The sequence below is a fragment of the Ensifer sp. 22460 genome, assembly GCF_052044935.1.
GTDB lineage: Bacteria > Pseudomonadota > Alphaproteobacteria > Rhizobiales > Rhizobiaceae > Ensifer.
Window position 1 is genome coordinate 295237 of the sequence record NZ_JBQENZ010000005.1, and the last position, 13029, is coordinate 308265.

Consider the following 13029-nt stretch of genomic DNA (forward strand, 5'->3'; position numbering starts at 1 on the left):
TTAGCCACCTGCTGCCGTGGCGGCATCGACGGTGATGCCCGGCCGGACCTTGCCCGCCCCCTCGGTGATGACGTTCTCGCCTTCTTTCAGGCCCTTGCTGATCACCGCTTGGCCGCGGGTGTTGCGTGCCACATCGACGCGGCGGAGCTCCACCTTGGAGCTGGCGTCGACCACCAGCACGAAGGCCCCCTGCTGATCGCGCTGGATCGCCTGCTGCGGCACCGCCAGCACATCCTGTTTGTCCGACTGCTCGAGCACGACGCGCACCAGGGCGCCGTCGAGCAGTATGCTGTCCGGATTGGGGAATTCGGCGCGCACGGTCACCGTGTCGGTGCCTTGCGAGACGTTGCTGGCGATGAAGTTGATCGTGCCCTTCTGCTTGTATTCCGTACCGTTCGGAAGCCCAAGCCCGACATTGGCGCCGCCGCTGATCTCGCCCTTCAGCACGCGCTCGCGATAGGTGAGGTAGAGCGCGGTCGCTACCGGAAACTGAACATAGATGGGATCAAGCCGGGTCAGCGTGACCAGCGACCCGCTGTCCGGGCCGACGAGCGCGCCGACATCCGCGGCGGTCAGGCCGACGATGCCGTCGAAGGGGGCCACGATCTTCGTGTAGGAAAGGTTGAGGTCGGCATTGTCCTTGCTGCCCTTGAGCCGCACGAGATCGCCGTCTGCCTTGCGGACCGCGGCATTAGCCTCGTCCACCTTGGCCTGGGAGACGGTCTTGGTGGTGAGGAGCTGGTCGGCGCGATCGCGCTCAAGGACAGCGAGATCCTTGGAGGCTTCGGCCGCTTCGATCTGTCCCTGGATTTCCTGGACGGCGGCGCGATAGGCGCCGTCTTCGACCTGGTAGAGCACCGTGCCAGCGGTGACCTTCTGTCCCTCGATGAAGTTGACGGCTTCGAGGAAGCCCGGCACGCGGGCGCGAATATCGACCTTCTGGATGGCGGTGACCTTGCCGGTCAGGTCGACGCTTTCGCGCAGGTCCATGATTGCTGCCGGCGCCACGACAACGGCCGGAGCCTGCTGGGCAAGAGCCGTCTGCGCCGTCAGACCAATTGCGACCAGAAGCGTTGATGTGATTGAAGCTGCACGGATTCTCGTATGACGCATGCAACGTTCCCCCTGAACGAAACAGCTTGAGATGACTTCAGCGCGCCTGGGCAGGCGCCCTCGTTGCGTTGAAAGCAGAACACGTTCTCTGCCTCAAGTCACGCAACTAATGGTTGATAAGACGTCGACCACATAAATGGGATGGGTTTGCCGGAGCTGGACGGTACGAAGGAGAACTTGTCACAAAAGCAATGGCTTGCACCCCTTGTCCCGTCCGAGGCGGAAGTGCTTGCTGGCGCGAGGTTCAGGATGGTTCGGTTGAACCCGTCACCCGAGGGCGACCGTTTAACGTGTGTTGCGCCGTGGCGGCCGCAGGGCCGGCCTTGCAACCTTAGGTGACGCATTTCGCGCGGATGCTCTAAAAACAGGTCCCGGCTTTATGCCGGGACCTGCGGTCGATGGTGGCGTCAGGCCGGAACGTCAGGTGAGATCGAAGCGATCGGCGTCCATCACCTTGTTCCAGGCGGCCACGAAGTCGCGCACGAACTTCTTCTTGGCATCGGCCTGTCCATAGACTTCCGCGACGGCCCGAAGCTGCGAGTTCGAGCCGAAGACGAGATCGACGCGGGTCGCCGTCCACTTGACGTCGCCGGTCTTGCGGTCACGACCTTCGAAGACGTCCTTGGCATCCGACGTCGCCGTCCACGCGGTGGCCATATCGAGCAGGTTGACGAAGAAGTCGTTGCTGAGCGTTTCCGGGCGATCGGTGAAGACGCCGTGCTTCGTCGCATCGTGGTTCGCGCCGAGGACACGAAGGCCGCCGACGAGAACGGTCATTTCCGGCGCGGTTAGCGTCAGCAACTGTGCCCTGTCGATCAGCAGCTCTTCCGGCGAAACCGCATATTGGGTCCGCTGGTAGTTGCGGAAACCATCGGCGATTGGTTCGAGCACCTCGAAGGATTCGACATCGGTCTGCTCCTGGCTGGCATCTGCGCGACCTGGTGCGAAGGCAACCTCAACGTCGTGACCCGCCGCTTTCGCTGCCTTCTCGATTGCGGCCGCACCGCCAAGCACGATCAAGTCGGCGAGCGACACCTTCTTGCCGCCGGACTGCGCGTCGTTGAAGGCGCGCTGGATGCCTTCGAGGGTTTCGAGCACCTTGGCCAGCTGTGCCGGCTGGTTGACCTGCCAGTCCTTCTGCGGAGCAAGGCGGATGCGGGCACCGTTGGCACCGCCGCGCTTGTCCGAACCGCGGAAGGTCGAGGCGGACGCCCAGGCGGTCGAGACCAGTTCGGAGACCGAAAGGCCCGAAGCGAGGATCTTGGCCTTGAGGTCGGCGATATCCTTTGCGTCGACGAGCGGATGATCGACGGCGGGGATCGGATCCTGCCAGATCAGGTCTTCGGTCGGCACTTCCGGGCCGAGATAGCGGGCGCGTGGGCCCATGTCGCGGTGCGTCAGCTTGTACCAGGCGCGAGCGAAGGCGTCTGCGAAGGCGTCCGGGTTCTCGTAGAAGTGCCGTGCGACCTTTTCATAGGCGGGGTCGACGCGCAGCGCGAGGTCGGTCGTCAGCATCGACGGGGCGTGACGCTTGGACTTGTCATGCGCATCCGGGACGGTGCCGGCGCCCATGCCATGCTTCGGCGTCCACTGGTGCGCACCGGCCGGGCTCTTCGTCAGTTCCCATTCGTAGCCGAAGAGGTTCCAGAAGAAGTTGTTGCTCCACTTGGTCGGCGTCGTCGTCCAGGTGACTTCGAGACCGCTGGTGATGGCGTCGCCACCACGGCCGCTGCCGTAGGTGCTTGCCCAGCCGAGGCCCTGTTCTTCGATGCCGGCGCCTTCCGGCTCGCGGCCGACATTGGCGGCATCACCGGCGCCATGGGTCTTGCCGAAGGTGTGGCCGCCGGCGATCAGCGCGACGGTTTCCTCGTCGTTCATGGCCATGCGCGCGAAGGTCTCGCGGATGTCACGGGCCGCAGCGACCGGGTCCGGGTTGCCGTTCGGGCCTTCCGGATTGACGTAGATCAGGCCCATCTGCACCGCTGCGAGCGGATTTTCGAGGTCGCGGTCGCCGGAATAGCGCTTGTCGTCAAGCCAGGTCTTTTCCGTACCCCAGTAGATGTCCTCTTCCGGTTCCCACACGTCCGGACGGCCGCCGGCGAAGCCGAAGGTCTTGAAGCCCATCGACTCGAGCGCACAGTTGCCCGCGAGGATCATCAGGTCGGCCCAGGAGATGCTGTTGCCGTACTTCTGCTTGATGGGCCAGAGGAGGCGGCGCGCCTTGTCGAGGTTGGCGTTGTCCGGCCAGCTGTTGAGCGGCGCAAAGCGCTGCTGCCCGGCGCCTGCGCCCCCGCGGCCGTCGCCGGTGCGGTAGGTGCCGGCGCTGTGCCAGGCCATGCGGATGAAGAGCGGGCCGTAGTGACCGAAGTCGGCCGGCCACCAATCCTGCGAATCGGTCATCAGCGCGAAGAGGTCATTCTTCACCGCTGGCAGATCAAGCTTTTTGAATTCCTCGGCATAGTTGAAGGCTTCGCCCATTGGGTCGGAAAGGGAGGAATTCTGGTGCAAGATCTTCAGGTTGAGCTGGTTTGGCCACCAGTCACGGTTCGAGGTGCCGGCGGATTGAGCGCTCGTCTGAGCTCCGTGCATGACGGGACATTTGCCCGTTTTGTCGGCTTTCGCGTCCATTTCTATCTCCCTTTGCGATAACGTGAATTGTGCGGATCAGAGGAAAGGCAGGCTGTGCGGGCCAGCGATGCGCCGGGCCCGGCTCGCGGCATTCTTTGTGCCGTCGGTGGTTGTCGTTCCGCGAAGCGGTCTCGCCACTGGCTGCGTCTCCCTCATTGCACCGGCGACTCTATCAAAGTGGTTCCATTAATTTAAGTTGGATTTCCTGATGGTGACGATAAGACGATCCTATGGCTAATGGACGGCAGGGCAACAAGCGCATGCTTGCAGCCCTGTATGCATCTTTGATGACGCGCGAACGCTTTGCCGATTGCAGCCCACACAAGAATATTGGTGCACTGTACTCCCGCCAAACTTGCGTAAGAAAGCGCCAATGGTTAGTCACATCCGCAAAGACTCAAAGAGCTTCTCCATTTTTCGCGTGGTGAAAGGACAGACATCGTGGCTGAGACAGAAACTGGGGCCGGCAAGGACCGTCGCAAAGCACTTTGGGCGGCCGTCGCGGTGGTCGCGATCGCAGCCGCCGGCGTGGTCGGCGGCAAGTTCATGCTCGAAAGGACAGTCGACAAGTTCATCGCCGAGCGTGGCGGCAAGGCGGGCTCCGTCGAGGCGGATTTCCTCGGGCGCATTCATCTGCGTGACGTGACGCTGCCCTTCGCCAATGGTGCCCGTGTGCAGGTCGCCGCGATCGATGGCCGGCCAAAGATCTTCTTCCTGAGCGGCAGGCTTGATGTGAAGGGTCTCGAGCTCGATATCGCCGCAGGCAAGTTCTCCGTGCCGCATGCGATCCTCGAAGAACCGGACTTCTTCGCTGGCGCGCTTTCCAAGGCAGGCGATCAGGGTGAGCTGACGACGCTGAAACGCATCGAGCGCTTTGCCGCAAAACGGATCTCGGCGCCGGAGGCGACGATCAGCCAGGATGTGGCCGGCACCGAGCAGAAGACGGTCTACAAGGACCTCGCGCTCGAAGACATCGCCGGCGGCCGCGTTGCTCGTTATTCGGCGAGCGGTGCAAGCTTCGCCTTCGCCATGGATGTTCCAGACGGAGAAGGCGCAACGAAGCGCGAGCAGATGAACGGCTCGATCGGGGCTGTCGCAGGCGAGAACTTCGACGCGGCCTATATGGTGCGGATCTACACGGAAAAGGCCGGCCCGGACGACAAGGAGCCGAAGCCGCTTTACGGTCCGATGTCGGCAAAGAACCTTTCCTTCTCCGACGGCGAGGCGCAGTTCGGTTATGACGAAGTGCGCAGCAAGGGCTTCAGCGCGCGCATGCCGGCCGAGCCGCTGCTGGAGACCTTGAAGAAGTTGCAAGGGGTGACGGACCCCGAAACGTTGCCGCCGGCTGAGCGGCAGGCGTTCTTCAAGCGCATCCTTTCAGTTGTCGACATGATCGGCAGCGGCGACATCGAATTGCTCGGTCTCAAGATGGAAGTGCCGGACAAAAGCAGCGAAGAGGAAGGCAAGACGATCAAGCTCGCCGTCGACAAAATGGCGATGCAGCTCAATGGCCGCAGCTTCGACGGTGCCCTGCACGGTCTTTCCGCCGGAGAAGGCGCAGACTACGTCAAGCTCGCCGAAGCAAGCATCAAGGGCTTCTCCTGGGCTCCGACCATGGACGCGCTCACGAAGCTGGCGGGCCTGAAAGAGGAAGAGTTTGAAACCTTCCCCTTCACCACCCTGATGCCGGAATTCGGAACGATCCGCATCGCCGGGCTGGACGTGGACATGCCCGGCAGCGCGCCGACAAGCGTGACCGACAGCGAAACTGGTGAAGACGACCAGAGCGCCACCGAAAGCGAGGCCGATCCGTCGGTCAGCGCCGAGCAGGCGCCGGATGAGGCAACCGATGGCGACGCCTCATCCGAGGCAGAGGTCCCCGGCGATGCCCAGGACGATCCGATGGCCGAAGCGCCGGCCGAGCAGGCGGCCGTGCCTTCCGTTCCGGAGCGCGTCCGTTTCACGCTCGACAACTACGAGCTGGCCCTGACCAAGCTGCACAACGGCATCCCGACGGATGTGCGCGTCAGCTATCGCGATCTCAGCGTGCCGATTCCGGCCGACACGCAGGAGGAAGGCTTCGCGACGCTGCGCAAGCTGGGCTTCGACAAGCTGGTGTTCTCTTCCAACGTCGAACTGACCTGGGATGAGCCGAACGAGAACCTCGTCATCAAGGATATCTCCTTGAGCGGCAAGGACATGGGCAGCTTCTCCTTCTCCGGCCTGATGGGCGGCGCGAGCAAGGACTTCTTCTCCGGCGACATGACCGCTGCGCAGGTGGCGCTCTTCGGCCTCACGGCCCGGGAAGCCACGCTCAAGCTCGAAGACAAGGGCATCGTGGCCAAGGGCATCAAGCTCTATGCCGAGGATAACCACATGACCGAGGACAGCGTTCGCGGTCTCCTCGTTCTGATGACGAGCGCGGGCGTGCAGCATTTTGCTGCCACACAGCCGAAGCTGCAGGATGTGGCAAGTGCGTTTACCCAGTTCATCAGCAAGCCCGGCGCCTTCACCCTGAAGGTCAAGGCCAAGGAAGAAGCCGGGATTGGTGCACTCGAGCTGATGGGCGCCGCCGAAAATCCAGCTCTTCTGCTCGACAAGGTCGATCTCGAAGCCGCCGCACAGTAATCGATCGCGGGCCGCGTCAGCCGACACGGCCCGCATCATTTCTGCCTGCGGGCCCCGGAAGGAATTCCCGCAGTACCTTCAATGCCTCCTGTCCGATTTCATGCCCGCCACGACTGTAGAGGGGCTCGGGTATCGGCCCTTTACCTCACAAGATAATCGACCAGGAGCCCCGCGAGCACTGCGCGATCGGCTCACGCACAACGGGCTTCCGTCAAAACAGAGTCGTTTGCGGCTAAATGTGAGCAAAGGATACAAGAAATTGGTGGCAGCATCCTGCATTTTTCCCTGACATGACGGCAAAAGCGAGATGATTCCGTGTGTGTTCGTCATCGGATCGATCAGGCATCCAGGCAGGTTTCCACGCGAAGAATGAACTCCAGCGCCAGGAGGCGAAGGTGGACGGCAGGCTATGAAACAACCGAATGGCATTGGAGCGTGTTTTGGCGAGCCGAAGGCGCCGTTTCTCAGGGTTCGGCCCGTTCGCGACGCCCGCTTTTCGGTCACGCGTCTGCAATGCCGGCTGAATGGAGCAATGAGCCGCGTCGTGTCCCTTCCCGCCGACGACGCCTATTTCCTGATGTTCTATTTCAAGGACGTCATGCATCGCGACGTGGTGCCGGGCGGAGGCGAGAGTGAAACTCGCCGCTACCGGCAGGGGTCGGTCTGCCTCGTCGATCTCGTTCAGGGCGCCAGTATCCGGCTTGTCAGCGATCTCGATTCACTCGCCTTCCACCTGCCGCGGGCTTTGTTCCGCGAAGTCTCCGAGTTCGCTCACGCTCCGGCCGCCGCCGGTCTCAGGTGCCGCCGCGGAGAGATCGACGACGTCATACACAATCTTGCCTTGGCGCTGCTGCCGCTTCTCGCCAAGAGCGAGAAGGAACCGGGTCCCGTGCTGCAGCATATCGCTGTCGCAATCTGCGCGCATCTCCTGCACTCCTATCCGGATCGAGCCAACGCATCCGCCAGCCCCGATCTGTCCGTGTGGCAGGAGAAGGCGGCCAAGGACTTCATGATCGACCATTGGGCCAAGGACTTTTCGTTTGCGGCTGCCGCGTCGGCCGCAAACCTGTCTGAGAGCGTTTTTGCCGCGGCCTTTGCATCCGTGACCGGGCAAACGCCGGAGGCGTGGCTGATGCGGTACAGGATCGGCCGAGCCAAACGCTATCTGATCGAGGGGGGGTGGTCGGTGGCCAAAACCGCCGCCAGTTGCGGTTATGCCGACGAAGCGCGGTTCATCGAAGCCTTTCGCGAGGTGACGGGAGTGGCGCCGGCCGTGTGGCGCGCGCGCTGGCGGCAGTGAGGGGAGCGCCCGTTGACCTGTGAAGCTCTGCGATGTCCCCTGAGATTTGCCTCTGTAATGCGGCCGCCAACCGTTGTAGCATCTGCCCCGCCGCCGAAGCAGGCGGCTGAGCTCGATAATGGGAGACCCTGACCGATGGCCTTACAAGCGGGACTGGGCGCAAGCGAGCCCACACCACGCCCCACTGTCAGAAGGATCAGCGCGGGCGATATCACCGTGACGAGAACGTTTTCGGATCGCTTCGATCTGGACCTCGGGCCGCTGATCCCGGTCGCCGACGCCTTCAACGTCATCGTCCAGATGCGTGATTTCGAGGCGCATCGTCTGTGGCGGCGCGGCGAACTCGTCTATGAGGGAGGGCACTCCAAGGCATCGCTCGCGATCACCGATCTTCGGGACCAATGGCAGTGCCACCATCTGTCGCCCTTCGACAATATCCGCTTCCACATCCCATTCGCCTGCATGCGGGCCTTCACCGAAAAGGCGGGACGCGGCGAGTATGTGTCATTGTCTTCCGTGCAGGGATGCGTGGATCCGGTGATGTTCGGCCTCGCCCAGGCGCTGCTGCCCTCGCTCGAAGAGCCGAACCGGGCCAATCTGCTTTTCGTCGAACAGATCAACCTTGCCGCACTGGCTCATCTCAGCCAGACCTATGGCGGTTTGCATTTCCCTGTCGACAAGAAGGGTACGCTCGCGCCATGGCAGGAGAGGCTGGCGACGGATTTTCTGGTCGCACACTTCAACAAGGCGTTTTCGATCGGCGATCTCGCCGCCCAGTGCGAGCTCTCGCGCAGCTATTTCAACAAAGCCTTCAAGGAGAGCTTCGGGCGCACGCCGTCCAGGTGGCTGACCGAATACCGGATTGCGCGGGTCAAAGAGTGTCTGCTTCAGGACACCCCCCTTGCCGAAATCGCGATCCACTGCGGATTTGCCGACCAGAGCCACATGACCCGGGTGTTCACCAGCCAGACGGCGGAAACGCCGGCGCGCTTCAGGAAAAAGAACCGCTCCGTCGGGGTGGCGGTAGATCTCAGTAATAGCGCGGAGAGAGGGCGCGCCCTCATGTAGATTGTTCAAAACACATGAAAAGCGTGCAAGAATGACGCGGCGGCCGGGGCCATCATAGGCCGCTCCTGCAGATGATGATGAGAATGAACTGCGTGCACACGTCCCAGGCGCACAGCAATCCGGGCGTCGGTTGGTTCCGCGCGTTTCGTTTTCATTAGCGCTGCGGGAGTTTTTGGCAGGTGGAATCGATAAACAGGAGCGAAGACGATGACGAATGCCTCCGCTGCCTCGGTCGGAATGCGCCCGCGCGACAGCCTCGGATGTTCGCTGGACCAGCTCGATGACGACAGGACGATCGAAGGCCGCGATATGGTCTTTTATCGCAAGCGATCGGCAGCGGGTCCGCCGGGCAGGGTCGCGACCCCTGGCAATGGGCGGGGATATCTGATCGGCCTGTCGCTCGCAGGCGGTCATAGCCGCCGGGTTTTCGGGGAGCATCACTCCGCGATCCAGGAGTTCGGCCAGAATTCCATCTACGTCAGGAACTTCGCCGACGACTACAAAGCGGATCTGGAAGGCTCCTTCGACTTCACTTTGCTTGAAATCGGCTACGGTGCGCTCCAGAGGATTGCGGATGCAGCAAATGCCACGGGAGTCAGCGAGCTGAGGTCCATTTCCGGCTCGCCCGATCCTGTTCTCGGCGGCATGCTCGGTGCCTTGTTTGCGTCGGTGGACGGTTACACCGATCGCAGCGCGCTGTTCGTCGATCAGCTTTCCGTCGCAATCGGCGTGCATATGGTGCGACAGTACGGCAACGGCCGCGGCGAAAGTTTGGCTGGAGGACGCAGGCTCTCGCAGCGCTGCCAGGCAAGTATTCGCGAACTCGTGCAAGCCCGTCTCGACGGCGAGCTTACCGTCGAAGAACTGGCCTCGACCTGCAACCTGTCGCAGGCAGCTTTTCTCCGCGCCTTCCGCGAGACCATGGGCAGCACGCCCTTCCGCTGGCTGCTGCAGCAAAGGATCGAAAAGGCCAAGGACCTGCTGCAGTTCTCTCCCACATCGCTGAGCGAGATCGCCACCGCCTGCGGTTTTTCGGATCAGAGCCATTTTACCCGTGCCTTCGTGCAGGCGGTGGGGGCCACGCCGCGCCAATGGCGACGCAGCCGGCAGTCGTAGGGCTTACCGCAGTTATAGTTGTGCGGCGAAGCGGCCCGGATCAGACTAACAGTCTCCGGTATGACGAGCGAAATTTTCAAAAATCCACCTTTGGCGACAAGAACGGGACCGCCATCGGCGGCATAGTTGGGCCTCTCCAATCGGAGCCAGTTTCAATAGAAAGAGGCCACGACCATGTCCGCGGCAGCGACCCCCGGCAAACTCCTCGTCTCGCCCAAGGACCACACCCTGATCATGATCGATTTCCAGTCGCAGATGTCGTTTGCGACCAAGTCGATCGATGCGGTGCTCTTGCGCAACAACGCCGCACTGGTCGCCCATGCGGCCGCCGGCTTCGGCGTTTCGACCATTCTCACCACCGTTGCCGAGAAGACCTTCTCCGGTCCGATGTTCTCTGAGATCATCGACGCCTTCCCCGGCCAGACGCTTTTGGACCGCACTTCGATGAACACCTGGGAAGACGCCGCCGTGATCGCGGAGATCAACCGCCTCGGCAAGAAGCGCCTGGTGATGTGCGGGCTCTGGACCTCGGTCTGCATCGTCGGCCCGACGCTGTCGGCGCTCGACCAGGGCTTCGAAGTCTATGTCATCGCCGACGCCTGCGGCGACGTCTCCGACGAGGCGCATGAGCGGGCGATGGACCGCATGGTGCAGGCCGGCGTCCGGCCGATGACCTCGCTGCAGTACATGCTCGAGCTTCAGCGCGACTGGGCCCGCACCGAAACCTACGACATGACCACCGGCATCGCCAAGAAGTTCGGCGGTGCGTATGGCCTCGGCATCATCTACGCCAAGTCGATGTTCGGCGCCTCCGAAGGTCACTGACACGGGGCTGAGATGCCCTAGATTATCGCTCTGGCCGTGCTTGAGGTGGCAGGGGCGGCACTGTCATTCGTGAAGGAGTTGGCGATGAAGTTGTATCTTCTCTCGCTCGGAGCCGGACTGCTTGTCGGCATCATCTATTCGCTCTTGAACGTCCGCTCGCCGGCGCCGCCGGTCATTGCGCTCATCGGCTTGTTCGGCATCCTGATCGGCGAGCAATCGGTGCCGCTGGTCAAGCGCGCCCTGTCGGGCGAACCGGTCAATCTCAGCTGGTTCAATCTGCAGTGCATGCCGCACATGTTCGGCCACCTGCCTAGCGGCGCACCGGCCACCGCCGGCAAGGCGAAGGATGCGGCCATCAACGATGAAAGGGCCGGATGATGCCGACACGACGCTCGTTTCTCGGTGCAACCGCCGCCGCCCTAGCCTTGGGTAGGGCAACCGCGACACACGCCCAACAGACTGGAGACACCTCGATGACGCCCGACCTGATCCTGCACAACGGCCTTGTCACCACGCTCGACCGCGCCAACCCGACGGCAAGCGCCGTTGCCATCAAGGACGGAAAGTTCCTGGCCGTCGGCGACGAGCGGACGATCATGGTGCTGGCCGGCCCGGGCACACAGGTGATCGACCTCAAGGGCAAGCGCGTGCTGCCGGGCCTCAACGACAACCACACCCACGTCGTGCGCGGCGGCCTCAACTTCAACATGGAACTGCGCTGGGACGGCGTGCGTTCGCTCGCCGATGCGATGGCGATGCTGAAGCGCCAGGTGGCGATCACGCCGGCGCCGCAATGGGTGCGCGTCGTCGGCGGCTTTACCGAACACCAGTTTATCGAAAAGCGGCTGCCGACCATCGACGAGATCAATGCGCTCGCCCCGGATACGCCGGTGTTCCTGTTGCATCTCTATGACCGGGCGCTGCTCAACGGCGCCGCCCTCAGGGCCGTCGGCTATGGCAAGGACACGCCCAACCCGCCGGGCGGCGAGATCACCCGTGATGCCAACGGCAACCCGACCGGGCTGCTCCTGGCCAAGCCCAATGCCGGCATCCTCTATTCGACCTTGGCCAAGGGACCGAAGCTGCCCTTCGACTACCAGGTCAACTCCACCCGCCATTTCATGCGCGAGCTCAACCGGCTCGGCGTCACCAGCGTCATCGACGCCGGCGGCGGCTTCCAGAACTATCCGGACGACTACGCCGTCATCCAGAAACTGTCGGACGACGATCAGCTGACCGTTCGCCTGGCCTACAATCTCTTCACCCAGAAACCGAAGGAAGAGAAGCAAGACTTTCTGAACTGGACCTCATCGGTCAAATACAAGCAGGGCAACGACTACTTCCGCCACAATGGCGCCGGCGAGATGCTGGTGTTTTCGGCCGCCGACTTCGAGGACTTCCGCCAGCCGCGCCCGGAGATGGCGCCGGAGATGGAGGGCGAACTCGAAGAGGTCGTGCGGGTGCTGGCCGAGAACCGCTGGCCCTGGCGGCTGCATGCGACCTATGACGAAACCATCAGCCGCGCGCTCGACGTGTTCGAGAAGGTCGACAAGGATATCCCGCTCGACGGCCTGAACTGGTTCTTCGACCATGCCGAGACGATTTCCGACCGCTCGATCGACCGGATCGCCGCGCTTGGCGGCGGCATCGCCACCCAGCACCGCATGGCCTACCAGGGCGAATATTTCGTCGAGCGCTACGGCCACGGCGTGGCCGAAGCGACGCCGCCGATCAGGCGCATGCTGGAGAAGGGCGTCAACGTGTCCGCCGGCACCGATGCCACCCGCGTCGCCTCCTATAACCCTTGGGTCTCGCTGTCGTGGATGGTGACCGGCAAGACCATCGGCGGCCTGCAGCTCTATCCGCGCGCCAACTGCCTCGATCGCGAGACGGCGCTGAGGATGTGGACCGAGAAGGTGCAGTGGTTCTCCAACGAGGAGGGCAAGAAGGGCCGGATCGAGACGGGACAGTTTGCCGACCTGATCGTGCCGAACAAGGATTACTTCACTTGTTCCGAGGACGAGATCTCGTTCCTGACCTCGGAGCTGACGATGGTCGGCGGCAAGGTCGTCTATGCGGCCGGCGACTTCGCTTCCCACGACGAGAATCCGGTGCCGCCGGCGATGCCCGACTGGTCGCCGGTTCGCACCTTCGGCGGCTATGCCGCCTGGGGCGAGCCCGATGGTGCCGGCAAGAACTCGCTCCGCCGCACGGCGATCACCGCGTGCGGCTGCGCCAGCAATTGCGGCGTGCATGGACACGACCATGCCGGCGCCTGGACGTCAAAGCTGCCGATCGCCGATCTCAAGGGCTTCTTCGGCGCACTCGGCTGCTCCTGCTGGGCCGTGTGA

9 protein-coding genes are annotated in these 13029 nt (G+C 62.8%); 7 read left to right on the forward strand and 2 right to left on the reverse strand.

All coding sequences use genetic code 11. The features are described from left to right. A complete protein-coding gene (locus ACTJKM_RS08825) occupies nt 1-1113 on the reverse strand; it encodes an efflux RND transporter periplasmic adaptor subunit (RefSeq protein WP_058329933.1) in 1113 nt (370 codons plus the stop codon). 420 nt (nt 1114-1533) lie between these two features. Beyond that, the gene (gene katG / locus ACTJKM_RS08830; RefSeq protein WP_058329932.1) at nt 1534-3741 is read right to left on the reverse strand and encodes a catalase/peroxidase HPI; all 2208 of its coding nucleotides are present in this window, start codon (nt 3739-3741) and stop codon (nt 1534-1536) included. Nucleotides 3742-4182: 441 nt separating this feature from the next. Here katG and ACTJKM_RS08835 point away from each other — a divergent pair, with 441 nt between their 5' ends. The 7 genes from ACTJKM_RS08835 to ACTJKM_RS08865 all read left to right on the forward strand — a co-directional run bounded on the left by ACTJKM_RS08835 (nt 4183) and on the right by ACTJKM_RS08865 (nt 13029). Continuing rightward, the gene (locus ACTJKM_RS08835; RefSeq protein ID WP_058329931.1) at nt 4183-6369 is read left to right on the forward strand and encodes a hypothetical protein; all 2187 of its coding nucleotides are present in this window, start codon (nt 4183-4185) and stop codon (nt 6367-6369) included. A 409-nt stretch (nt 6370-6778) separates the two neighbouring features. Then, a complete protein-coding gene (locus ACTJKM_RS08840) occupies nt 6779-7669 on the forward strand; it encodes a helix-turn-helix domain-containing protein (RefSeq protein WP_058329930.1) in 891 nt (296 codons plus the stop codon). A gap of 135 nt (nt 7670-7804) precedes the next feature. Then, nucleotides 7805-8737: a helix-turn-helix domain-containing protein gene (locus ACTJKM_RS08845; RefSeq protein WP_058329929.1), complete on the forward strand. Its 933-nt coding sequence runs from the start codon at nt 7805-7807 to the stop codon at nt 8735-8737. Between the two features lie 207 nt (nt 8738-8944). Beyond that, complete coding sequence (locus ACTJKM_RS08850) at nt 8945-9853, forward strand: helix-turn-helix domain-containing protein (RefSeq protein WP_058324415.1); 909 nt, start codon at nt 8945-8947, stop codon at nt 9851-9853. 174 nt (nt 9854-10027) lie between these two features. Continuing rightward, on the forward strand, nt 10028-10678 hold the full coding sequence (locus ACTJKM_RS08855; protein ID WP_440635971.1) for a hydrolase: 651 nt from the start codon (nt 10028-10030) through the stop codon (nt 10676-10678). 84 nt (nt 10679-10762) lie between these two features. Continuing rightward, complete coding sequence (locus ACTJKM_RS08860) at nt 10763-11056, forward strand: XapX domain-containing protein (RefSeq protein ID WP_058329927.1); 294 nt, start codon at nt 10763-10765, stop codon at nt 11054-11056. Further along, nucleotides 11056-13029 carry an amidohydrolase gene (locus tag ACTJKM_RS08865; protein WP_440660204.1) on the forward strand — a complete coding sequence of 658 codons (1974 nt, stop codon included), beginning with the start codon at nt 11056-11058 and terminating at the stop codon, nt 13027-13029. The genes ACTJKM_RS08860 and ACTJKM_RS08865 overlap by 1 nt, the downstream gene beginning before the upstream one ends.

What these genes read in the sequence shown, in the direction of transcription:
- ACTJKM_RS08825 (WP_058329933.1), bottom strand. Translation starts at nt 1,113, where the DNA reads ATGCGTCATACGAGAATCCGTGCAGCTTCAATCACATCAACGCTTCTG.
- katG (WP_058329932.1), bottom strand. Translation starts at nt 3,741, where the DNA reads ATGGACGCGAAAGCCGACAAAACGGGCAAATGTCCCGTCATGCACGGA.
- ACTJKM_RS08840 (WP_058329930.1), top strand. Translation starts at nt 6,779, where the DNA reads ATGAAACAACCGAATGGCATTGGAGCGTGTTTTGGCGAGCCGAAGGCG.
- ACTJKM_RS08845 (WP_058329929.1), top strand. Translation starts at nt 7,805, where the DNA reads ATGGCCTTACAAGCGGGACTGGGCGCAAGCGAGCCCACACCACGCCCC.
- ACTJKM_RS08850 (WP_058324415.1), top strand. Translation starts at nt 8,945, where the DNA reads ATGACGAATGCCTCCGCTGCCTCGGTCGGAATGCGCCCGCGCGACAGC.
- ACTJKM_RS08855 (WP_440635971.1), top strand. Translation starts at nt 10,028, where the DNA reads ATGTCCGCGGCAGCGACCCCCGGCAAACTCCTCGTCTCGCCCAAGGAC.
- ACTJKM_RS08860 (WP_058329927.1), top strand. Translation starts at nt 10,763, where the DNA reads ATGAAGTTGTATCTTCTCTCGCTCGGAGCCGGACTGCTTGTCGGCATC.
- ACTJKM_RS08865 (WP_440660204.1), top strand. Translation starts at nt 11,056, where the DNA reads ATGCCGACACGACGCTCGTTTCTCGGTGCAACCGCCGCCGCCCTAGCC.